Source organism: Anabaena sp. WFMT (assembly GCF_051781005.1).
GTDB lineage: Bacteria > Cyanobacteriota > Cyanobacteriia > Cyanobacteriales > Nostocaceae > Anabaena.
The window spans coordinates 110,328-133,067 of sequence record NZ_JBPWOA010000020.1; the positions used below are offsets into that span (position 1 = coordinate 110,328).

23 protein-coding genes and 1 pseudogene are annotated in these 22,740 nt (G+C 39.0%); 14 read left to right on the forward strand and 10 right to left on the reverse strand.

The annotated features are described in order from the left end of the window. Nucleotides 1–169: 169 nt before the first annotated feature. From ACSQ6I_RS13235 to ACSQ6I_RS13245, 3 genes are all read left to right on the forward strand, one after another. A complete protein-coding gene (locus ACSQ6I_RS13235; protein WP_438890776.1) occupies nucleotides 170–604 on the forward strand; it encodes a response regulator in 435 nt (144 codons plus the stop codon). Nucleotides 605–613: 9 nt separating this feature from the next. Beyond that, nucleotides 614–2,350 (forward strand): putative bifunctional diguanylate cyclase/phosphodiesterase, encoded by a 1,737-nt coding sequence (locus tag ACSQ6I_RS13240; RefSeq protein WP_438890777.1) that lies wholly within the window; start codon nucleotides 614–616, stop codon nucleotides 2,348–2,350. A gap of 176 nt (nucleotides 2,351–2,526) precedes the next feature. Continuing rightward, nucleotides 2,527–3,234: a hypothetical protein gene (locus ACSQ6I_RS13245; RefSeq protein ID WP_438890778.1), complete on the forward strand. Its 708-nt coding sequence runs from the start codon at nucleotides 2,527–2,529 to the stop codon at nucleotides 3,232–3,234. A 107-nt stretch (nucleotides 3,235–3,341) separates the two neighbouring features. On the opposite strand, the gene dnaG is transcribed toward ACSQ6I_RS13245, so the two are convergent. Continuing rightward, complete coding sequence (gene dnaG, locus ACSQ6I_RS13250) at nucleotides 3,342–5,249, reverse strand: DNA primase (RefSeq protein WP_438890779.1); 1,908 nt, start codon at nucleotides 5,247–5,249, stop codon at nucleotides 3,342–3,344. Nucleotides 5,250–5,539: 290 nt separating this feature from the next. Between dnaG and tftA the strand changes: the two genes are divergently transcribed. The 4 genes from tftA (at nucleotide 5,540) to ACSQ6I_RS13270 (ending at nucleotide 9,662) form a co-directional block, all read left to right on the forward strand. Then, nucleotides 5,540–6,892, forward strand: a complete 1,353-nt coding sequence (gene tftA / locus ACSQ6I_RS13255; protein ID WP_438890780.1) for a hormogonium tapered terminus morphoprotein TftA — start codon at nucleotides 5,540–5,542, stop codon at nucleotides 6,890–6,892. Nucleotides 6,893–7,285: 393 nt separating this feature from the next. Then, nucleotides 7,286–7,777 carry a DUF6174 domain-containing protein gene (locus tag ACSQ6I_RS13260; RefSeq protein ID WP_438890781.1) on the forward strand — a complete coding sequence of 164 codons (492 nt, stop codon included), beginning with the start codon at nucleotides 7,286–7,288 and terminating at the stop codon, nucleotides 7,775–7,777. Between the two features lie 238 nt (nucleotides 7,778–8,015). Beyond that, the gene (locus ACSQ6I_RS13265; RefSeq protein ID WP_438890782.1) at nucleotides 8,016–8,870 is read left to right on the forward strand and encodes a M23 family metallopeptidase; all 855 of its coding nucleotides are present in this window, start codon (nucleotides 8,016–8,018) and stop codon (nucleotides 8,868–8,870) included. A gap of 219 nt (nucleotides 8,871–9,089) precedes the next feature. Then, nucleotides 9,090–9,662 (forward strand): peptidoglycan-binding domain-containing protein, encoded by a 573-nt coding sequence (locus tag ACSQ6I_RS13270; RefSeq protein ID WP_438890783.1) that lies wholly within the window; start codon nucleotides 9,090–9,092, stop codon nucleotides 9,660–9,662. A gap of 374 nt (nucleotides 9,663–10,036) precedes the next feature. Here the strand turns inward: ACSQ6I_RS13270 and wecB are convergent, their stop codons facing one another. Further along, entirely contained in the window at nucleotides 10,037–11,146 is a 1,110-nt protein-coding gene (gene wecB, locus ACSQ6I_RS13275; RefSeq protein ID WP_438890784.1) for a non-hydrolyzing UDP-N-acetylglucosamine 2-epimerase, read from the reverse strand. Between the two features lie 535 nt (nucleotides 11,147–11,681). Between wecB and ACSQ6I_RS13280 the strand changes: the two genes are divergently transcribed. Next, a complete protein-coding gene (locus ACSQ6I_RS13280; protein WP_438890785.1) occupies nucleotides 11,682–12,266 on the forward strand; it encodes a YdeI/OmpD-associated family protein in 585 nt (194 codons plus the stop codon). 129 nt (nucleotides 12,267–12,395) lie between these two features. Here the strand turns inward: ACSQ6I_RS13280 and ACSQ6I_RS13285 are convergent, their stop codons facing one another. Further along, on the reverse strand, nucleotides 12,396–12,767 hold the full coding sequence (locus tag ACSQ6I_RS13285) for a hypothetical protein (protein WP_438890786.1): 372 nt from the start codon (nucleotides 12,765–12,767) through the stop codon (nucleotides 12,396–12,398). A gap of 766 nt (nucleotides 12,768–13,533) precedes the next feature. Here ACSQ6I_RS13285 and ACSQ6I_RS13290 point away from each other — a divergent pair. The 6 genes from ACSQ6I_RS13290 to ACSQ6I_RS13315 all read left to right on the forward strand — a co-directional run bounded on the left by ACSQ6I_RS13290 (nucleotide 13,534) and on the right by ACSQ6I_RS13315 (nucleotide 19,651). Next, on the forward strand, nucleotides 13,534–14,793 hold the full coding sequence (locus ACSQ6I_RS13290) for a type IV pilus twitching motility protein PilT (protein WP_438890787.1): 1,260 nt from the start codon (nucleotides 13,534–13,536) through the stop codon (nucleotides 14,791–14,793). Nucleotides 14,794–14,908: 115 nt separating this feature from the next. Beyond that, entirely contained in the window at nucleotides 14,909–15,679 is a 771-nt protein-coding gene (locus ACSQ6I_RS13295) for a circadian clock KaiB family protein (protein WP_438890788.1), read from the forward strand. 66 nt (nucleotides 15,680–15,745) lie between these two features. Further along, nucleotides 15,746–16,498: an MBL fold metallo-hydrolase gene (locus tag ACSQ6I_RS13300; protein ID WP_438890789.1), complete on the forward strand. Its 753-nt coding sequence runs from the start codon at nucleotides 15,746–15,748 to the stop codon at nucleotides 16,496–16,498. A gap of 108 nt (nucleotides 16,499–16,606) precedes the next feature. After that, the gene (locus tag ACSQ6I_RS13305; RefSeq protein WP_438890790.1) at nucleotides 16,607–18,211 is read left to right on the forward strand and encodes a tetratricopeptide repeat protein; all 1,605 of its coding nucleotides are present in this window, start codon (nucleotides 16,607–16,609) and stop codon (nucleotides 18,209–18,211) included. Nucleotides 18,212–18,255: 44 nt separating this feature from the next. Next, entirely contained in the window at nucleotides 18,256–18,825 is a 570-nt protein-coding gene (locus ACSQ6I_RS13310) for a hypothetical protein (RefSeq protein WP_438890791.1), read from the forward strand. A gap of 61 nt (nucleotides 18,826–18,886) precedes the next feature. Then, on the forward strand, nucleotides 18,887–19,651 hold the full coding sequence (locus ACSQ6I_RS13315; protein WP_438890792.1) for a hypothetical protein: 765 nt from the start codon (nucleotides 18,887–18,889) through the stop codon (nucleotides 19,649–19,651). 154 nt (nucleotides 19,652–19,805) lie between these two features. On the opposite strand, the gene ACSQ6I_RS13320 is transcribed toward ACSQ6I_RS13315, so the two are convergent. The 7 genes and pseudogenes from ACSQ6I_RS13320 to ACSQ6I_RS13350 all read right to left on the reverse strand — a co-directional run bounded on the left by ACSQ6I_RS13320 (nucleotide 19,806) and on the right by ACSQ6I_RS13350 (nucleotide 22,658). Then, entirely contained in the window at nucleotides 19,806–20,795 is a 990-nt protein-coding gene (locus ACSQ6I_RS13320) for a PRC-barrel domain-containing protein (RefSeq protein ID WP_438890793.1), read from the reverse strand. A 188-nt stretch (nucleotides 20,796–20,983) separates the two neighbouring features. Then, a pseudogene (locus tag ACSQ6I_RS13325) lies at nucleotides 20,984–21,205 on the reverse strand (hypothetical protein); the annotation flags it as partial. A 118-nt stretch (nucleotides 21,206–21,323) separates the two neighbouring features. Further along, the gene (locus ACSQ6I_RS13330; protein WP_438890794.1) at nucleotides 21,324–21,518 is read right to left on the reverse strand and encodes a PIN domain-containing protein; all 195 of its coding nucleotides are present in this window, start codon (nucleotides 21,516–21,518) and stop codon (nucleotides 21,324–21,326) included. 37 nt (nucleotides 21,519–21,555) lie between these two features. Next, complete coding sequence (locus ACSQ6I_RS13335) at nucleotides 21,556–21,735, reverse strand: PIN domain-containing protein (RefSeq protein WP_438890795.1); 180 nt, start codon at nucleotides 21,733–21,735, stop codon at nucleotides 21,556–21,558. Beyond that, nucleotides 21,735–21,962 (reverse strand): hypothetical protein, encoded by a 228-nt coding sequence (locus ACSQ6I_RS13340; RefSeq protein WP_193941673.1) that lies wholly within the window; start codon nucleotides 21,960–21,962, stop codon nucleotides 21,735–21,737. Before ACSQ6I_RS13340 ends, ACSQ6I_RS13335 begins: the two co-directional genes overlap by 1 nt. 111 nt (nucleotides 21,963–22,073) lie before the next feature. Further along, nucleotides 22,074–22,304 carry a DUF5615 family PIN-like protein gene (locus tag ACSQ6I_RS13345; protein WP_438890860.1) on the reverse strand — a complete coding sequence of 77 codons (231 nt, stop codon included), beginning with the start codon at nucleotides 22,302–22,304 and terminating at the stop codon, nucleotides 22,074–22,076. Between the two features lie 117 nt (nucleotides 22,305–22,421). Then, nucleotides 22,422–22,658 (reverse strand): DUF433 domain-containing protein, encoded by a 237-nt coding sequence (locus tag ACSQ6I_RS13350; protein ID WP_438890796.1) that lies wholly within the window; start codon nucleotides 22,656–22,658, stop codon nucleotides 22,422–22,424. Between the last annotated feature and the right edge of the window lie 82 nt (nucleotides 22,659–22,740).

Below are 22,740 nucleotides of genomic sequence, written 5' to 3' on the forward strand. Positions count from 1 at the left end.
TTTGATCTTCTACTAAGAAAATATTTGTGAAGTCATCCCCTCATTTTTAGATTTTGATATTGCTATAACTTTAGCGAATCTTCAATATAAGCTCAGTAAAACTTCCTTGGTAAAAAAAAAATAGCCATCTTAATATTATTGTGAAACATAAGATATACTCCAAGATAATATGACCACAAAAAATACACTACTGATTATTGAGGACAACCCTGATGATATAGAACTAACACTGCTTGCATTTGAGCAAACTGGACTACAAGAAAACGTCGTAATTGCTAGAGACGGCGATGAAGCAATTAATTATCTATTTGCAGACAACAATACCTCAGAATCCCTGCCTGACTTGATTCTGTTAGATTTACAGCTACCCCGTATCAACGGATTAGAAGTTCTGCGGCGAATTCGAGCTGATTCTCGGACTAGATTGTTACCTATTGTGATTTTGACGACCTCTAATGAAGAGAGTGATCGTCTTCAAGGCTACGGTTTGGGTTGCAACAGCTATATCCGCAAACCAGTCGATTACGACCAGTTTGTGGGTGTTATACGACAGCTAGGAATGTACTGGTTGGTTCTCAACAGTCCTCCGCCCCTAACCCAATAACGAATTTTTATGACTGATCAAATTAAAATTCTCATTGTTGAAGATAATTTAGACGATGCAGAATTAATGGTCTTGGAATTAGAAGCGGCAAATTACCAAGTAGTCTATCAACAGGTTGACACTATTGAAGCAATGGTAGCCGCTCTTGAATCCCAAGAATGGGATGTAATTTTAACAGATTATTCCATGCCCCAATTTAGCGCTGTGGCTGCACTCAGTGTAGTCAAACTGCGAAAATTAGATACTCCTTTTATCGTTGTCTCCGGTTCAATCGGGGAAGAAATAGCTGTTAAATTAATGAGAGATGGCGCTCATGATTATTTGCTCAAGCATAATTTAACAAGGCTTGCTCCAGCTATTGAAAGAGAATTGCGAGAAGCTAAGGTACGATGTGAACGTAAACAGGCATTAGAGAAAGTCCAATTTTTAGCATTTTATGATGAATTAACAGGCTTACCTAATCGCAATGCAGTCTTAAATATTTTACGAAAGCAAATCCTCAATTGCTATAAATTTGCGGTTCTATTTATAGATATTGACCAATATCGCAAGATTAAATATGGCTTTGGACATATTAAAAGTGAACAACTGCTAATTGAAGTCGCAAAACGTCTGCAAGCCAGCTTACGTCCTGGTGACTACTTAGCAAAAATGGGCAAGGATGAATTTATATTGATACTAGGAAATATCAGTCATGTAAGTGAAGCAGAAACCCACGCAATAGAAATGCATCGAGTTATAGATCCTCCCTTCGCGCTAGAAGGTTTTGTAATTTATGCCTCTATTACAATTGGTGTCGTAGATTCCAGTCTTGGTTTTGATGAACCAGAAGAGTTTTTGCGGGCAGCAGAAACTGCCAACTACACTGCTAAAGAACAGGGATTACAATATCCCACAGTTGTCTACAATCGCAGTATGCAAACTAGAGCTTTAGAGCGATTGCAGATGGAAACTGAATTAAGGCAAGCAATCAGCCAGCAACAGTTACAACTTTTTTATCAACCAATCATTTCCCTCAATCCTTACAAAGTAGTGGGATTTGAAGCTTTGATTCGCTGGCAACACCCAGAACGAGGATGGATTTCACCGATTCAATTCATTCCCTTAGCAGAACAAACTGGGCTAATTATTCCCCTTGGTGACTGGATTTTAGAAACTGCCTGCCAACAGTTAACTATTTGGCAAAATCAGTTTTTAGATGATCTACCTCTGAGTTTGTCGGTAAATTTATCAGGGGTACAATTGAATGAAACAGGTGTAGTTCCCAACATTATTCATCGCTATCAATCTCTGAATTTGCAGGAAATCACACTCAAGCTGGAAATTACAGAGAGTACGCTGATGAACAATACACAAACAGTTATCGCCAGTTTAGAGGAATTTCGCGCTGCCGGTATCCAAATTAGCATTGATGATTTTGGTACTGGTTATTCTTCTTTGTCTTATTTACGCGATTTACCTGTTGATAACCTCAAAATTGATCGCTCTTTTGTATCCCGAATAGATACAGATGAGCAAAACTTGGGAATTGTGCAAGCCATTATCACTTTAGCTCACACTATGGGCTTAGATGTGATTGCCGAAGGTGTGGAGACAGTTGCACAGATGAAGCGTTTGCTATCGCTCGGCTGCAAATATGGACAAGGCTATCTATTTTCTAAGCCAATGCCATCATCTCTCCTCGCTCAATGGCTGCAAAAAGCAAACAAAGAAATAGGCTTTGCTATCGATCTATTGGGTAAATAGTAAATGGTAAATGTTAAGAATAATTATTAAATAGAATAGGTTTACTACAAGTAATTATCCTCACTAAATATAAATCGGCTATAACAATGATTGTCGTCCGGCTTGAATATCGCTATGATTGTGAAACAGGCTCGAAATTAATTTTAGACTAAACTTTAATTCCAGTAATATGTTTTATGGAACTTCCAATAAATACAAACTTGCAAATATTGAAAAATAATGTTCACTCTTTCAGCCAATCAGCACAGCAAGTTGGTAAGTCTTTCAAAGAAACAGCAAATTACAAAACGGATCAGGCAATTAATATAATTACGACAACTTTAGATCAAGCTAAAGGTTCTTTAGAAGATAGTTGGCAAACTGCTACACAAATTAAAAATACCACATCAGGAGCAATTGAAAATGCAATTACTCATTCTGTAAAAGATTTAGCAACGCAACACCCAACATTTTTACGGTTTTTACAAATACTCAGTTGGGCAAGTAATCACCCCATTATCAGTTTAGTAATTCTGCTGTTTATCATTGCTTTTGCTTGGAGCATATTTAAAGGAATCATCCATTTAATTGAAACCGCCAGTTGGTCTATTTTAAAAATTCCCTTTCAATTAATTCAAGCTTTATTTAAAACTTTATTTTTGTCATTAAATAAATTTGGTAATTTCCAGTTAGCAAAAATTCCAAACACTAACGAAAATAATTATACTTCCGCAGTAACGCCTGATGGAATAATTTACAAAAATAAACAACAAAGATTAGCAGAAATTTCTCATCGTTTAGAATCAATTCAAAAAGAACAACAGCAGCTTTTACAAGAAGCAGCCAACCTCATTGGCTCAGAAACAACAGATATAGAAGGAGTCAGAATTCAGGCTTCGCCGTGAGCATCAGCGGATCGAGTGAGCCTTCCCTGCGGGACGCTTCGCGAACGCCGAACTCCGAACGGAATCAGGAGTCAGGAGGGAAAGTTAGATAGGAATTACGAATTATTTTATAGTAATTCAGTAATCGGAAATTGACGTTGTTTATCTAATTCTTGTATCCGCATTTTTTCAGCATATATCGCATCTGCATAAGATTTATATTTATCTGGTTCTGCTTGGATATCAATTTTTTCCCACAGTTCCATAAAGTGACGATAACGTTTTTCTCTCAAGACTATTTCCATACAAGCAAGGGTTGCTTGAACTACCTGGGGAGTACGCAGTATTTCTTTGTTAGTTTTTTCATTTAAATGGAATAAATGCGAAATTAATCCCAATTCTTCAGATAATTCTAAATACCTGTTTTGTAAATTGGAGATTAAATCAGCTTCATCTGTTAATTCTGAAATCTGTAGCCATAAAAAACGGTGATGAGAAAGGCTCAATTCTAAATTTCGCTCTTCTAATTCGTTAATTATTCCCTGACGCTGTTCTGGACAATGGAGATAAATTTGTAATAATAACGCCTCAGCTTGTTCTAATAAACTACGTTCGGTATTTACTAGAGAGAGCTTTGGCGTTTTAGACTCCTGTTTGCGGAAACGTGATGGTGGAGTTTGCACACTAGCAGGTGCAATTTGAGTTAGTAGATTCTCAACTCGTAGGGGGATAATTCTAGAGTCCCCTAAGCTGAGTATTTCTGCACAGTAGGAAATGTAGTAATTAAGAGTATCACTATTAACTATATTTTGTAAGAGTTTGACGATTTGTTGCGTGACTTGTTGAAAGTCAGTAGCTTGTCTTAAATCTCTATTTTGAATAATTTGGTCTATTTGCCAATTGAGCCAGAGTGGGGCGTTTGCTAATAGTTGCTGATAATCTGCTGATGTATGACTTTGTAAATATTCGTCAGCATCTTTACCATTGGGTAAGTTAAGAATTTTTAACTGCACTTCGCCTTTGTAAGCTAATGTGGCAATTTCCCCGATCGCTCTTTCGGCGGCGTTGGTTCCAGCTTTGTCAGCATCAAAGTTGAGTATTAGTTGTTTGGAATCGGTGTAACGCAATAGTAGCCGGACTTGTTCTATGCTTAAAGCTGTACCTAGAGAAGCGACGGCGTTGTTAATTCCCGCAGCATGGAGAGCGATCGCATCAAAATATCCCTCAACCACTACAGCTTGATCTAATTTAGCAATTCCATCTTTGGCTTGATCTAGCGCAAATAAGGTTTTACCTTTACTGAAAAGTTCGGTTTCCGGGGAATTTAAATATTTTGGTTGTTCTTCTGTCAGCGTTCTCCCACCAAAAGCGATTACTCTCCCTTGTACATCGCGGATGGGAATCATCAGCCTATCCCGGAATACATCATAATATCCACCCCCTTCTTTCCTCGGTTTAATCAAACCCGCTTTTTCCACCAGTTGTACTGGGTAATGTTTATCTTCCACCAAATACCGATGCAGGGTTTCCCAACCTGCGGGAGCATAACCTAAACCAAATTGTTGAATTGTTTCTTCTCCGAGTTGGCGACTTTCACGCAAATACTGCATCACCTTTTGTTGCTGGGTATGTCTAAGGGCGTGTTGATAAAACTGGGCTGTGGAAGCTAAAACTTCATACAACTGCTCACGCAAAGACAACTGGCGCTGTAATTCTTGTTTTTGCTCAGGTGCTAAGGTTTGTACAGGTACTTGGTAACGTCTTGCTAAGTCTAGTACTACTTCCGTAAAGTGCCTTTTCCCCAAATCCATGACAAACTTAATGGCGTTACCTCCAGCTTGACAACCGAAGCAATAAAACATTTGCTTGCTGGGGCTAACGGTGAAACTGGGGCTTTTTTCATCATGGAAAGGACATAAACCGACAAAATCTTTCCCTCGCTTCCGCAATACCACATACTCCGAGACAACATCGACAATATCAGCCCGGAGTTTAACTTCTTCAATTGTGTCTGGATGTAAGCGGGGGATTTCCATTTTTTAAGGAACTAGGGATTGGTGATTGGTGACTGGTAAACACTTTTTCGGGTTCTAGATTATTCTAAATCCTCTTCTTCCTCCTGACTCCTTGCCCTGAGCGTTCACGTAGTGTGTCGAAGACAAGCCGATAGCGTAGCCATAGGGCTGACTCCTTGCCCTGAGCGAAGCCGAAGGGCTAACTCCTAACTCCTGTCTCCCGCCTTCAAAGACTATTATAATTCTTGTTTTCAGCCGGGAATACTCGCTAAAATTGCATACGCTGGAGCTTAACAACGGGAAGAATCAAAATGGGACGTATTTTTATTTCGGCGGCGCATGGAGGAAGGGAAGCCGGGGGAATTGATCCTGGTGCGATCGCAGGTGGTACAACTGAAGCCAAAGAAATGATTCTGTTACGTGATTTAATTGTGACAGAACTCAGAGCGCGTAGCATTGAAATTTTATCGGTTCCTGATGATTTAAGCGCTGCCCAAACTATTACCTGGATTAATTCTCGCGCTCGTTCCACGGATGTAGCGCTAGAAATTGCAGCTGATGCTGCTAGTAGTCCTACGGTGAGAGGGGCTAGTGCTTACTACATTGCTAACAACAATCAACGCAAGCAAAATGCAGAAATGTTGCTGATGGGATTGTTGCGCCGTGTGCCTCAACTACCTAATCGTGGCGTTAAGCCAGATACAGATAGCGGCTTAGGTAGTTTGCAATTTTGTCGTCAAACAACTGTCCCTGCGATGTTAATACAAGTCGGCTTTCTTAGCAGTCCAGATGATCGCAATTTATTACAAACTCGTCGCCGTGATTTTGCCTTGGGTATTGTTGACGGATTAATAGCTTGGAGTCGCGCAATTGACCCAACTCCAGGAACACCTCCAGAAGCAAATTATCCACCAATTAATATTAATATAAATGGTCAAAATTATCCAGAGCAAGGAGTATTAATTAATGGCAACTCTTATATACCCATTGATTTAGTAGATCGCTTGCGAATTGATTTATCAACATCACCTAATGTGATTCGTACTACTTATCGGCGTATAGTTTATATCAAAGCTATAGAACTTCGAGATTTTAATATTTCTGTTGGCTGGGAGGCTGCAACTAGCACTCTCAATCTGCGTTCTATTCTCACTGTTTGTACTGGTCAAATAAACCAGATTATCTCTAATGGTAATACCACAGAAGTACAGCTACAAATCTTTCTGAAAAACAACAATGAAAATGCCATTGTCCAATTTCCTGATATACCAAAACTCTATCGAGAGGAAGCCAATATTGAGGGAGTAAATTATGATATTGCCTTTTGCCAAATGTGTCTAGAAACAGGATTTTTACGTTTTGGCAGTGATATCAAACCTCAGCAAAATAACTTTGCAGGTTTAGGTGCAATAGGTGGTGGAACAGAAGCAGCATCTTTTCCTAGTGCCAGAATTGGTGTGAGAGCGCATATTCAACATTTGAAAGCTTACGCCAGTTTAGAACCTTTAGTCCAGCAAGAAGTAGATCCTCGGTTTAGATTTGTAACCAGAGGTATTTCTCCTTCTGTTGATCAACTATCAGGAAGATGGTCAGCGGATTTAGATTATGGTACAAAAATTAAAGCGATGTTTAAAAGGCTTTATGAATCAGCAAAATTACTTTGAGTAATGAGCGGTCATACTCTCCTCAAAAAACTAATATTGTATGACTTTGAATATGTAGAATTATGATCTATAGCGTTTCCTAATCGAATGAAGTACAAATTTATCTGCGTCCATCTGCGTTTAATTCTTTCTTTTTGTACCTCACTTGAATGGGAATTGCTATAATTCATGCCATACTTATAAATAATAGAAAATGCATAGAATATTCTCACTTCGTTTCTTTACTATTGAGGTGATTTTTTTGGTTGAGTATAAGGATAGATTCAACGTCATCATCCCAATCACAACATAAAAAGGATAACTTTGAGAAACTTCTGCAACTTTTGCACCTAAAGCTCGTCTATAATCTCTGTCAGTAATAACAACTATTAATTACAAGAGATGTAGACTTTTATGCGCTTACCTATTGCTATTGGTGCAGGATTACTAATTTCTTTTGGGTTATATTCACCATTGATTGCTCAACCACCTATTCAAATCGCACAAGCACGACCCACCGATTCCAATTTGGGACAATTAAGAAAAAATAGGCAATTATGGAAACAGCAAAAGATATCTAAATATCGTTATCAATTGACGCGGAGTTGCTTCTGTACAGCAGAAGCCAGAGGCCCTGTGATTGTTGAAGTTCGTAACGGTGTGACAACTTCTGTGATTTCTGTAGCCACTGGTAAGCCTGTTGATAAGGAATTATTTAAACAATATAATACTGTCCCCAAGCTATTTAGTGTAATTCAGGATGCGATCGCTCGCAAGGCAGATAGTCTAACGGTGAAATACAACCCCAAACTCGGCTACCCGACCCAAATTAACGTTGATTATAGCCAACAGATGGCAGATGAAGAATTATATTTGACAATTGAAAATTTTCAAGTACTGAAATAATGCATCTATTCCTCTGCAACAATAATAGAACTTTTTCAAGATGTGACTAAAAACCTTGTAGGGTAGGTTAGGATAGTAGTCCGTAACCCACCCTCCAAATTGGGGATTTTTTATTTAGAAGTCCCTCAGACAGCCAAAACTGAAATGTCAATGGTGCATTATTAATTTAATGGTAGCAATTTTCCTGATGTCAGCCGAGTAATGCTGAAACAGCAAATAAAGAACTTAAGAGTTTTTTATGAAAAAAAACACTATTTCTCGGTTCTGTAGTTATACCTTAATTGGCATCATATCTTTCACATCTATTTTAGGTACAACGACATCTGCGTTTCCTCAAATAGTCAAAGCTTCCCTCGTTAAGCCAACTTCTTTAATAGAGACTACTTTAATCTGGCCTACTCACGGAATTGTTTCTCAAGGTTTCCGTAAATATCAACATGAAGGAATTGATATTGCTGGAGCAACTGGAACTCCTATTTTCGCGGCTGCATCTGGTACAGTTGTTAAGGCTGGTTGGGATGATTGGGGTTTAGGTAATTTTATAGAAATTAAGCATCCTGATCATAGTGTGACAGTCTATGGTCACAATCGTCGTTTATTGGTCAGTAAAGGTCAACAAGTTAATCAAGGTCAAATAATTGCAGAAATGGGATCTACAGGTAATAGTACAGCGCCTCATTTACACTTTGAATTTCATCCAGACAGCCGTTTATCAGTTGATCCTCTGCACCTATTACCATCTTCAACTACAGCAAAAATACCATTAAAGAAACCAGTTTCGCCTTCACAACCAATTCTTACACCTGTGAGTACTGATAATAAATGCAGTGGTGTTACAGTTATAGCAGGTGAGACAGAAAAAATTCGTGTCCAAGTTTGTGAAGAAAAGGGTCAATTATTTTACATTGGTCAATCAAAGCAAGATGCAAGTAAACCTGTGAAGGTAGTCGCTTGGAATGTTGGCGAAAATAAATATCGAGCAGATAATGGTACTTTTTCATACTTAGTTAGCCCAGAAAAGGTAGAAGTATGGCGGTATGGAAGTCCGATTCGATCTGATAATTTCAATACTTCTGATGGCGAGAGTAATTGAAGCTACTGTCCAGTTCGGTAAATTATGATTTCGTTAAAAATACCCTTTGTGACAGTTGAAAGGGCGGAATATGCAGTCAAAATTTCTGCTAATTAAAGAGTATAAAATACATCTAGATTAATTAAATCTAGACAAACGCAAATTAAATCTCTGTAATAGCCAACCATTCACATCAAGGAGCAGGGCATCATGGAATATATGGCTTATTCATATATGTATATGGCGAATGAAGAGGAACCTGTAAATATTGAATTGAATCTTCCCGAATTTTCAGTTAATTGGCAAAAATTGCTGAAATCTTCTGCTTGGTTAACTTTAGCCGGGATAACTGTCTTGCTTGCGGCTGTATCCCAAGTTCAAGAAGCTTCAGCAGAATATGTGAGAACTAATGGAAATTGTTTATATATTCGTAGAGGTGCTAGTGCTGGTAACTCTTCTGTAGCTTGTGTACCTAATGGGACAAACATTGGGAATACGGGAAATGTTAGAAATGGTTTTGCTCAAATCACTTCAGGACGCTACCAGGGATATTATGTCTCTGAAAGATGGATTAGTATGAATCGGGGGACATCTCCTAATCGTCCTGGTCTTGGTGTTGGTGGTCGGGTCTTGTTAAGACGTGGCTCTAGAGGTGAAGCGGTGAGATCAGTGCAAAGAGCTTTAGGGATAAGAGTTGATGGTGTCTATGGCCCAAATACTGCTCAACAAGTTCGCAATTTTCAAAGCAGAAATGGTCTGCGTGTAGATGGTGTGGTTGGCCCCGCAACTCGTAGCGCTTTGGGTATTAGTTAGAGGTGATTGGGTATATCATGTTCGGTTGATTATTTACTATTCTCGAAGAATTTCACCCCGTCAAAAGATCCTTTTGAATCCCCTCCCTGCAAGCTAGGCTACGGTGTACACACAAGTACTATTTGCAAGGGTTTTAGGCGTTATAGACCCCTTAAATTGTCATTACGAGCGGAGCGAAGTAATCACATAATCCCGTGGTTTTTGCGATTGCTCCGTCGTTCCTCCTCTCTACGAGACGCTAACGCGAACGCAATGACAGGTTTCCAGAGCGATCGCAAAACCTCAAGCTAGATGACGAAACCAAGTACTAGTAGGAATTTTAAGACTTGTGTGTACACCGTAGGCAAGCTAGGAGGGGTTTTGAGTTTTTATTTTTACCGCAAATAATTCTGCACTATTGCCAAAATACGTTCTGCTGCATGACCATCACCAAAGGGATTAATTGCATTAGCCATTGCTGTATAAGCTTCAGGGTTACTTAATAACTCACTTGCAGCAGCAACAATACTGTCTGTTTCGGTTCCCACCAATTTGGCTGTACCTGCTGTAACGGCTTCTGGTCTTTCTGTGGTGTCTCTGAGAACAAGTACTGGTTTACCTAAACTGGGTGCTTCTTCTTGTAAACCACCGGAGTCTGTTAATAATAAGTGCGATCGCACTATTGCCCCTACTAATTCACCATAATCTAAAGGTTCTGTCAAGAATATACGCGGATGATTACCTAACAGTTGCTGCAATGGTTCTCTAACTGTAGGATTCCTGTGTAAAGGTAATAATAAGGCTGTGTCAGGAAATTTTTCGAGAATCTGTAAAAAACTTTGTGCGATCGCTTGCAGTGGTTCTCCCCAATTCTCCCGGCGATGTACTGTTGCCAGTATAGTCCTATATTTATCCCAATTTAAACCCGGTATATCACAAGCAGGTTTAGTTGCAGCCACACTCAACAACGCATCAATTACTGTATTACCCGTTAGGTGAATTTTCCCCAACACCCCAGAAGCTTGCAAATTTTCCATTGCTAAAGAAGTCGGAGCAAAATGTAACTGCGTGATTTGCGAAATCAACCTTCTATTAGCTTCTTCTGGGTAAGGATTAAATAAATCATCAGTTCTTAACCCCGCTTCCACATGACCTACAGGGATTTTTTGATAAAAAGCTGCCAAAGCTGCCGCAAAAGCTGTTGTCGTGTCTCCCTGGACTATAACTAAATCTAGCTTTTGTTCTCTAAATAAAGCTTCTAAACCTTGCAAACTCCGACAGGTAATATCATTTAGAGATTGTTTAGGCTGCATAATCTCTAAATTATGATCTGCCTTTAAGTTGAACAACTGCATCACCTGTGCAACCATTTCCCGATGCTGTCCAGTCAGAATTACCTGTACTGCCAAATCTGGACAACCTTGGAAAACCTGAATGACTGGTGCTAGTTTAATCGCTTCGGGACGAGTACCTAAAATAATGCCAACTCGGTTTTGATTAGTCATGAGTTATTAGTCATTAGTCATATCGTGTTCGGTTAAATATTTATCCTTAAATTAAGGCAGCACAGCGGTATTAAGAATTTTGGCGTTGCTGAATTTGGATATGAATTTCAAAAAAGCTAAATCTTGAACCTTGATTCTTTGCGTCTTCCCTGCGGGACGCTACGCGAATGCGCCTACTTTTACGAGATCGCTAAAAGCGATTGCGTGAGGTATATTCATATTTTCAATCAGCAACGCCAGAATTTTGTTACAGATGCAGGAATTATAACTAATCAGCCGCACCCATATCATTTACCGTTCTCGTTCATATCTCAACTCAGGGTGAATACTGTATACTACAGCATCATGTATTTAGACCACGCTCTTGATTCCTCTCTGTGCGACGGACACTTTGCTCAAGTCGGGAGACCCGCCCACGCAAGTGTCCTCCTCTGCGCCTCTGCGTGAGACAGAAAAATGTGGTTCATTTACCCAAAAATCGCTGTAAAATTATTTATTGGGCTTTCAACCTTACAATCCCCTACTCTCTTCGGTAATGCCAAAATTTGAAGACCAATTGGAAACTATTTATGCTACTGATCGGCAAGAATGGCGGGAGTGGTTAGAAAAGAATCATCTCACCTCACCTGGTATATGGTTGATTTACTACAAGGTGAAAAGCGGTAAACCAAGCGTTAAATATAGCGAAGCAGTCAAACAAGCTCTCTGCTTTGGTTGGATTGATAGTAAAGTTAAATCATTGGATGCAGAGCGTTATCAGCAAATTTTCACACCCCGAAAACCAAAAAGTGTGTGGTCAAAATTAAATAAGCAATATATTGAAGAGCTAATTGAACAAGGCTTAATGACTGAGGTGGGTCTAGAAAAAATTCAAGCTGCAAAACAAAATGGCTCATGGAAAGCCTTGGATGCGATCGAAGCATTGATAATTCCCATAGATTTGAAACAAGCTCTAGAAGTAAACTCTTCAGCCAATCTTAATTTCGAGGCGTTTAGTAATTCATTGAAGAAGAATATTCTATTTTGGATTGACAGTGCAAAACGTCCAGAGACTAGATTGAAAAGAATTGAGCAAACCATAATTTCATCAGCACAAAACAGAAATCCATTGAGCCGATAAAGGGGCTTTCATGCACTTAGGGTTTGGTGGAATACAAGACTAATTGCTGATTCTGATAGTCCGGAAGTCATGAAAAAACCCGGCTTAACCGGGCAGATGCACTGTTTGTCGAGTTTAACAATGTGTTAACTATTTGAGTTCACAAGTTAAAGGACAAGCTGCAAAAACAGTAGTCTGCGCCTTGTCTGCCTCACCATGTAGCCAGCTTAACCATCTGACTTCTTTGGGATGAACACCTTTTGCAGTCAGCACACCGGCCATGATCAACACTGCCATAACATTGAACATTATTAAACCACCTGCCACCAACAAAACGGCACTAACAGGCATTACAGATTGCAACACAATGGATAACAGGCATCCGACCGTAGCCATTACCACAACCAATGGAAAACCAACAACCAGCAAGCACACTGCCAATGTGAAAGTCCATATCAAAAAGCTTTTCATCATCAACAAGGAGTAGGTCTTTCCTTGATTAGAGCTTTCAGCCAAAACCATGACTTTTCCTCCCAAAATTACACAGCTAAAGTTTAAAGTTTGACTTCAGTTACTTCTCGCTGTTTGCGAGCTAACTGAAATTGATTCAGTGAAATCCAGTATATAGAAACCTGATGGAAAGATGAGCATTTCTTTACTAAAGTTTACAGTTAATCTTTTGTAATTATGAATCGAAAGTCCAATTTACGTTTTAGCAGTCAGACCAGTTCCGCTATATGCCTTCAGGAATAGACCCTCATAGGTACAAGAGTAATATCTTGATCCCCAAATTCTGATAACGATTGAGCTTAACATTTCTTATAAAAACTAGGATTGATTCTCATAATTCTCAGACAGGGCTGCAAAAATTATCTGCTGCTGATTTTGTTACTCAATTGGGTGGAAAAAGGTCAGAAATTTCTCATATAACGCCGTGAAATATTTGTAATTCGCAATCTGAGTTTTATTAGACACAATACATTAATCAAGTATTTGCGCGATAGTACTGAAGATTAACTGGTGTAAAACCAGGTTATATTGGTAAAAGAATTTGTATATAACCGATAACGCCGGAAATTAGCAGCAACAAAACACAGATTGAGGTGGATAACCTAAAACTGAGTGTTGTGCCTAATTTCCTATCATCTTCCTATCTGCCTCAAGTGTGGAAACAGATGTGAGTATTTCTTACTTTTGTTGAGATGGGTTAATGAACAGATAGAAAATTGAAATTTTTTTGTATAAAACCCGAAAACATTCTCCGCCCCAAAAGCCCCAAAAGATTTATATGACAGAATCCCAATCCCGCAATCTACCAGCACCACCACCGCCACCACCAAATCACGAGCCTACACAAACAATGCAGATGTCAACACAGAGGAAGAGTCATTCCCCTGTTAGTCCACCACCACCACCTGCAACGGCTCAACGTCCAGTAGCACCACCACCCTCAATGCCACCTGCTCCAGCTACTTCTAAACAGCCTGCGGGATTGAGCTTGGCGCAGTTGATTCAGGAAGCTTTTGATCAGGGATTTTCTGACGTTCACGTGGGTGTAGGTGAAATACCCCGCTTCCGTAATAAAGGAGAAATTCAAACAACGAATTATCCAGAAGTTGATAAGCCTACTTTTATCGGTTGGTTACGGGAGATCCTGACAGATGCAGAAATCCAAAAGTTTCAAGACAATCTGGAATTTGACGGTGCAACTCAGTACGAATTTGCCAGGGTACGGATTAATGTTTTTGACTCCCTGCGAGGATATGCATTGGTGCTGCGGTTAATTCCGCTGAAAATATTATCCATGGATCAGTTGAGATTACCGCCAGTTTTTCGGGATATTTGCCACTATCATAAAGGTTTGATTTTGGTGACTGGGCCTACTGGTTCTGGTAAATCTACGACAATGGCGGCAATGGTTGATTACATCAACAGAGAGATGCCGAAACACATTATTACTATTGAAGATCCAATTGAATTTGTACACCAAAGCCGTAAGTCTTTAGTTAAGCAGCGGGAAGTGGGAATGCATACCCGCAAATTTGACAACGCCTTGAAAGCAGCTTTGCGGGAAGATCCAGATTTGATTCTGGTGGGGGAAATGCGGGATAAAGAAACTGTTAATACTGCCTTGAAAGCTGCTCAAACTGGTCACTTGGTGATGGGAACATTGCACACCAATAGTGCGGTGAAAACTATTGAACGGATTCTCAATTTGTATGCAGGTGATGAACAGGATGCAATGCGGGTGGCAGTTTCGGAGTCTTTAGTGGCAATTATTGCCCAAGGTTTGTGCCGCACTACTGATGGCAAGCGGGCTGCTTTCCACGATGTTCTGATTAACACTGAGGCTGTAAAAGAGTGGATTAAAGATGGTAAGTATGATGAAATTGGTGAATTGATGAAGCAAGCTAGTTTTGATGGCATGATTACCATGAATCAGGCTTTATTCAATCTCTACCAAGAAGGTCGTATTACTGAAGAAACTGCCATAGAAATGTCACCAACTCCAAATGAAATGATGCAATTCCTCCGAGGACGTGTTTAATAAGGATGGGTCATTGGCTTCCGCCGTGAGCGTCAGCCGAACGGTCATTGGTTATTGGTAAGAGTTTTTCCCAATCCCCAGTCTCTAATCCCCAGTCCCCAGTCCCCAGACACCTGTGACCAAGTTGACTACAGACAAACTATCTACACCCCAGTTGTTTAAAGGTATTGCGCTGTTTACACCTGGGGGAGATTTAATTTACTGTATTGACCCTAGTAAGCAGGGTCGATGGCATTTGCATTTGTGCGCGGCTTTGCAAGAAATCCTAGATTTATCGGAGCCGCCGCATTTTTTGGTTCCTTGCTATACAGCAACTATTGATCATTGGTTAAATCCACGCACGCAACAAGTGCAAACTTTTGCCGAAGCGTATCCGGCTGTGATGCGTCATCAATCGGTGCTGAAAGCTATTTTTAGTACGGGGGATATAGTATGGCAAACGGCCCCTTGGCAAGAAGGATTGTGCGATCGCATGGTATTAACAACTTATCGCTCTGCATTTCCCCAACTGTGGGAAGATCATGACTTAATTGTCCGCTTAGACCGTGCTGATATGGCTCCAAGATACCAGCAAAAGATTTTGAACCCAAAACAGCCAATAATCAACACTCCAGGCTATGTTTTGCGTCTGTTTGTGGCTGGTCATAGCGTTGCTACAGAACGCAGTTTAGAAAGTTTACACGAATTATTAGAGCGATCGCTTGGTTATCCTTACACCCTCAAAGTCATTGATGTTCTCACCCACCCAGAACAAGCAGAAATCGATCAAGTTTCTGCAACTCCCACCCTAGTCAAGGTTTGGCCTCACCCAATTCGGCGCATTGTTGGCGAATTGGACAATGTTGATAAACTATTACAAATGTTAGATGCAAAAGAAAATTCATGAGGTAGCGGCAGGCAGAAACAAGATAATAAAAACAGGCATTACTGAATACTACCTTCACATATATATATGTACTTGACTTGGTTAGACAGCAATAGTTGGTTGATAGAAATTGGTGAACAGCGGATACTAATAGATCCTTGGTTAGTTGATTCCTTAACCTTCAACAATTTAGATTGGTTATTTAAAGGTTATCGGATTCAAGAGAGACCAATACCAGAAAATATTAATTTGATTTTGTTATCCCAGGGATTGGAAGATCATGCTCATCCACCAACTCTCAAACAGCTTGATAAAAATATTCAAGTTGTGGCTTCTCCTAATGCAGCCAAAGTAGTAGCACAATTGGGTTATACCCAAGTGACAACTCTCAATCATGGTGAAAAATTTACCTTGAATAATCAAGTAGAAATTAAGGCTTTTCCCGGTTCTCCAATTGGTCCAACTCTTTTAGAAAATGCTTATTTTCTCAAGGAATTAGCAAGTGGATTAAAGCTCTATTACGAACCACATGGATATCATTCTCCACAACTTAAAGAGATTGCACCAATTGATGTAGTGATTACACCAATAATTGATTTAGGTTTGCCTATACTAGGGCCAATTATTAAAGGGATGAATAGCACCTTAGAAGTCGCCAAATGGTTACAACCTCAAATAATGCTACCTACAGCAGCAGGAGGAGATGTTATATTTGAGGGATTGTTAAACAAATTTATTCAAACTCACGGAAGTGTGGAAGAATTTCAGGCATTATTAGATAAAAACAATTTAGCAACACGAGTAATTGCACCTAACCCTGGGGAACAGGTTGCTTTTTAAGGAGATATTAAAGCTGTAGTGGCATATTGCAATACGCCACTACTATATTTACTCAAACCAGATTTTTGATTAAAATAAGTCAATCAAAAAACCGCAGAAATATGATAAATGGATTGGATTACCTTACTGCGATCACTACAATCTGACTTTCTTCAAAGGTTAAAATCTGGTTGTCTACTTCATTGTCAAACAGAAGGTCAACATAGTGAAATAACTATCATATCTGGTGAGAGATTAAAAGCATTACGGGAATTTTGCTGGTTAATGGCAGAAAAATATAAACGGACTTCCCCAGTTCGTGACGTTTTTATTAATAATCTCAAAGGTAAATTAGGTGAAGAAGTAGTCAAAGAACGACTATCTAATTTTATTACTGAAGTCGATTATGAAAAACGCTTCGGTGGTGATGGCAAAAGTGATTTTACTCTCACTGCTCATCCCACTATTGGCGTAGAAGTTAAATCTCGTCATGGTAGTATTGATAAAGTTAGATGGACAGTTAGTTGTGAAGAAGTTGAAAAAAATACGGTTATTGTTTGTATTTTAATTCAAGAAGAAGTTAATGAAGCTCAATCTGAATATCATCTTTTTTTAGCTGGGTTTCTTCCTACCAAAATGATTAAGCTAAAAACTGGTCAAATTTCTTTTGGGATAAATCAGTTATTATATGGTGGCGGTTTATTGTGCTATCTAGAACAGTCACAAAATCATACCAATAATTCACATCAACAACGATCACCTATTAATCAATTTAAAACATCTAAAAATGAATTAATTAAATCTCATGTTTATTCAGAATTAGATAAATATCCAGAAATAAATTCAACTCTTATTTATGAAAAATTAGGTGATAAATATTTCCAAAAAGGTGATTATGCAGCAGCAATTAATAACTACAATCAAGCGCTACAACATAAACCACAAGATGCTGATATTTATTATAAATTAGGTTTAGTTTATCATCAATTAGGTAATTATGAAAAAGCAATTATAGATTACACTCGGGTAATTAATATTAACATTAATTATAGTCAAGCTTATAATAAAAGGGGTTTAGCTCATTATCAATTAGGTAATTATCAGACCGCAATTGAAGATTATAATCAAGCAATTAGAATTAATCCTGATGTTGCCATTAATTACAGAAATCGTGCTGATGCTCGTTCTCGCATTGGAGATCATCAAGGAGCAATTGAAGATTACAATCAGGCAATTAAAATTAATCCTCATGATGCTATTACTCAGAAAAACAGAGAAATTACTCGTTATCTACTAGATGATCAACAGAAATTAATCCCAGGAATCAAGATTGCTCCTGATGACGCAGTTGCTTATAAAAAGAGGGGTAATACTCGTTTGGAATTTGGAAACTATGAAGGAGCAATTGAAGATTATAATCAGGCAATTAAAATAAATTCTAATTATGCCGATGCCTATTATAATCGGGGTAATGCTCATTCTGATTTAGGAAACTACGAAGCAGCAATAGATGATTTTAGCAAAGTAATTAAAATGAAGTCTAATTACACCGATGCTTATTATAATCGGGGTAATGTGCGGTTAATTATAGGAGATAAACAGGGAGCAATTGAGGATTTTCAGCAAGCAGCAGATTTATATTGGCAAGATGGAAAACTAGAAGAACACAAAGAAACGCAAGCTCGAATTTTAGATTTAGAAATAGAAAAATCATTAGATATTTTAAATTTCTAATAAATAGAAAAATGTATTTTATTCAGTAATGTTGTTTTTTTGATATGATTCGCACAACAAGAAATATCAGTGTTTTACCTGCATTATTTTTGCTTGTTAGTAGCAGTATTTATCCTAATTTTGCTCTAGTATCTGTCGCAAATCAACCCCAGATATTAGCAAAACAGCAAATTAATAGCAAAACTTCCCAACCACACCCAGTTTTTAAGTCGATTCTGCCCAAATTAAAGAAACAAAGTCAAATTAACATTTTATTACCTAAGTATATTCCTGAATCAGATGGAGAAAATCCTCTTTACGCTATTATCGAAACTGCTACAAAAAATAAATACGAGATTTTACTGGGTTTCAGTCCAGATTGTAATGGAGGAACAGCTTGCCGTCTTGGTATTATTACTGGTGAAGCTGTAACTCGCAAAACGCCCAAATTGACTGGCAAGGCTATATATTTAGCTAACGGGTTGTCCGGCTATTTTGTAGATTTTCAATGTGGTGCTAACTGCTCTGACGCTACTTTAACTTGGCGAAAAAAGGCTGTGCAGTATAGGATTGGGTTAAAAGCAGGTAAGCAGGCTGATTTGGTAAAAATGGCAAAGTCAGTAATTACACAGTAGTACAAAAGCTAAACTTCATACAAACTATATATGGCAATATAGACAATGAAATTGTAGTCCAATGTATAACGCAATTATTTCTAGCAGCCAAGTATCAAAGTATTTACAATTTCCAGCTTTATCAGCCATATTAGCTGCTAATTTAGGAATTACAGCAATAGATGCTCCAGCTTTAGCCGTTACTCCAGTTTCATCTGTCGGTAATAGTGTTACCTTTACTTGCAATGACACTGAAGCGACAATCAAAGCTAAAAATGGTCCAAAAGTAACTGTTGGTATAACCACAATCTACATTGGTTATCAGCAAGTATCATCTACTAACAAAGACCCCCGCATTGTCCGTTTTGATAACGGTGTGAAGAAATGGTGTCGCAGCGACTACGAAACAACTGGTGATGATGGTAGTGGCTATGGACTGCTTTGGGATGGAGGAAGTACTTTATACGGCGTTTTTTCCTCTACTGGCTCCCAAACAGGTAATGATTTTCGGCGCTTTGCTACTGGCCGTTGGCTATCCAGCTATGGTAGTGGTGGGGGTGCAAAAGTAGCAATCATAGCCCGAATTGACCCTGCAAATGGCAACGTTAATTATGCTACATTTTTATCTGCCAGAAAGACAAGTGATGGGAAAAGTAATACTTTAGTTGTTAAAGGACTGTCATTGAATGGGACAAATTTAAGTGTTCAGTCAGATTCCTGGTGGAGTCCCCGTCGTCCTGATAAAAGTTCTATGGCTTGTTCTGGTTCATCACCTTTTAAATACACAGCTGTATTCGCTGGAGACTTAAAAACTGTTAGTTCGGCTTCAGCTGTTGGTTGTACTTAATTAGGGTTTGCTGAAAATGTTTTGCACCAGGGGAACAACAAAAAATAAATTACCCAAAAATTGTAGGGTGGGTTTCGCTGTGCTAACCCACCATTATCCCTACTAGCGTTATCTCGCAGGTATTAGACCTGTTTTTGCCACTAGTGTCGCAGGGTTAATAACCGCCCTCTTCTTCGTATTCGGGCTGTCTTTCTTTCACCTTTTTGGGAATATTGACTGGTTTTGGTGCATCTTCCCAAGCATCACCTTCTACATCGTCATAATCATCGTAATCGTCCGCATATGCCTTGTTTTGGGGTTGAGGCGCGTATCTTGGTGGTGTTTGATACCTATCTGTACCTGATGCCTCACTCCAGTTATCTTCTTCGTCTTCTTCATATTGAATGGATTCATAAGAACGCGCTTGCATAACGCGACGTTGGGGACGTTCTTCTTCAATATAATCCTCACTCCATTCTTCCTCTTCCCGCGCTATAGGTTCAGGAGTACGAACTTTTGGTCTGGGTGGCTGTAATGGTACTCCGCTAGGTAATTGATTAGCTGGAGAAACTGTGCGGGGAGCAGAATAGCCATATTCTTCTTCTGCATCTCTTTCCCAAGGTGCTTTACCAATACCCAACCGTTCTAGTACGCCGACTGTCAATTGGTTAACTCGTTCTTCAGCACCTTCAAAAACAATCAAGCGACTAGGGCCAGTACTGACTATTTCATCTATTGATATTTCGTAGGTACTCAAAAACTGGTCAGGTATTTGGGGTACTCCCAAGGAAGCGATGACTATGGAGTAAATTTTGCCTGTTTCTCCATTGAACTTAAATCCCCTCACTTTGCCCAATACTTCCCCAGTTTCGGTGATGACTTCCCAGTTCATCAAGTTGCTGAGGGCTTCTACTTCAATATCTTCAATCACATCTTCGTTATCAACTAAGATGACATCACCAATTTGGTTGATGCTGTTGAGATACATATATCGTGGCAGACCAGAAATAGAGATCAGGCTGTCTCGTAAACCAAGAGCCACAACCTCTCGCTGATCAATATCAACCCAGACTTGACTGATGATGCCTAGCCGCTTACCGTTGTCGCGGGTAATCACCTGGGTGTTTAATATGTCGGAACGCCTAATTACTTGTTCAGAGGTCATTCTATACCGAGTCCTGATCTCGAATCCGGTTTATGTATACACTATTTTTAACAGAAACTCAAGCTTTTATATTAACTCAAGTTGCTAATTACCTATTTTAGGCTGATTATGGGTAATTGGTAATGGGTGATTGGTAATGGGTAATTGGTAATTGGTAAAATCTGTATCTGTCACCTGTCACCTGCTCCCTAACCAGAAGATTGTTGTAACTTAATACCCAATACTTGAGTGTAGGCTCCCCGTGCTTGAGTTACGCCTATTGTGCGTTCGGCTGATTCTATCATCGGACGACGCAAGCTCACAACAATAAACTGTGCTTGTTGTGCCTGTTGTTTAATCATTCTAGCTAATCGTTCGACGTTTGCTCCATCTAAAAACATATCTACTTCGTCAAAGGCGTAAAATGGGCTTAGGTGCGTTTGAGCGTCAACCATTCTGTGAAACAGCGCTTGCGCTATCACACTCCCGCACCAATCGCACGCGGCAGAAGATTACTTTCACTTTTTACTTCCCAAGAGAGTTATCTTCTTATAATTGTTGCAACAATTCCTGTATTGATAGCACAGGTATAGAAGAACTCAAAAAACCTTTAGCATCGCGTGTCAGAATAGCGTCTAATCCTTGCTCGACTGCACAAAAAATTTGAACGGCATCTTCAAAATCAGCCAAACCAGATTTGAACGCTGATTCTAAAACGGCTCGGTTAACGGGACAAATAACCATAACAGTCAAAGTTTCTGAGACTGCTTGCCGTGCTTGCTCAATGCTGAGAGTATGTTTGCGAGAAAATATAGAAAATATCCGTTAGCGTTGTTGCTGTCACATAGCCAACAACTTGACCAGTATCGATCGCTTGAAACAGCAGTTCTGCGTCTTGGGAAAATGGCTCTCGTTGCAACAGAAAATCTAGGACAATATTGGTATCAACTAAAACTCTCACTAAAGATATTTCTCCGCTCGCCGCTCTTCTAACATTGCAGCTACTTGCTCATCAGTTGGTGCGGGTTGGTCTGTTTTCAATAAGCCCCGCATCCGTTGAATCGCGCCAGAGCGATCAACATCGAAAGTTGGCTGATTTTGCAATGACTCAATTATTGCACTTACTAACGCAAGGCGATCGCTTGATGGTAGTTTGAATATCTGCTCTTTAAGTTCTTGTAACAACATAGATAGCTCCTATGCTTGAATCGTTGTCTAAATGTATTGTGAACGATCTCGCTTTATATGTCCAATTTGATCGATCACTGATTACACTTAACATCAATAGGCGAACTAGCACTAATGAATAATCAAACTATCTCTAGTCATTTCTAAAAAATCATACGTCAAAAACAATTCGATTATTTGAGTAATATTTTGTAGAGAAAGTTGTTCAATTTGTTTGTTACTAATATTACCTGTGGTTATTAGTAGTAGTTTGTAAGGCTCTTGTTTGATTAAAAAAGAATCTAAAAAATCTTTATCTTTGGTAATAACAATTCTCTGTTCCAGGATTGATAGTTTGTTGATTTCCGAATCTGGAGTTGCATTTTTTTAAAGGAAGATACTTGGTATGTATAACATCACAACCTAAGTTCTCTAATAAATTGGCAATTCGCATTGGTAATTGAGCATCAATCAAGAATTTCATGAAACTAATTGGAGAATACTTTTAACTTGAGTGAGTCGAGTAGCAAAGCTGAGAACTGCTAAAATGTCTTCGTATTCTAAATCATCATAATCTTCTAAAATATCATCAATATTCATGCCTGAACTCAAAAGTTCTAAGATCATTTCCACCGGATAGCGCAATCCACGAATACACGGTTTACCATGACAAATATCATAGTTAATTGTTATTCTATTTAATAGAAGGTTATTCATAATATTAGTATTAGATGTTATGTTGGCACTAAATTAATTGTACTTGATTTTTCGAGTTCTATGAAAATGGAAAAAATCGAAC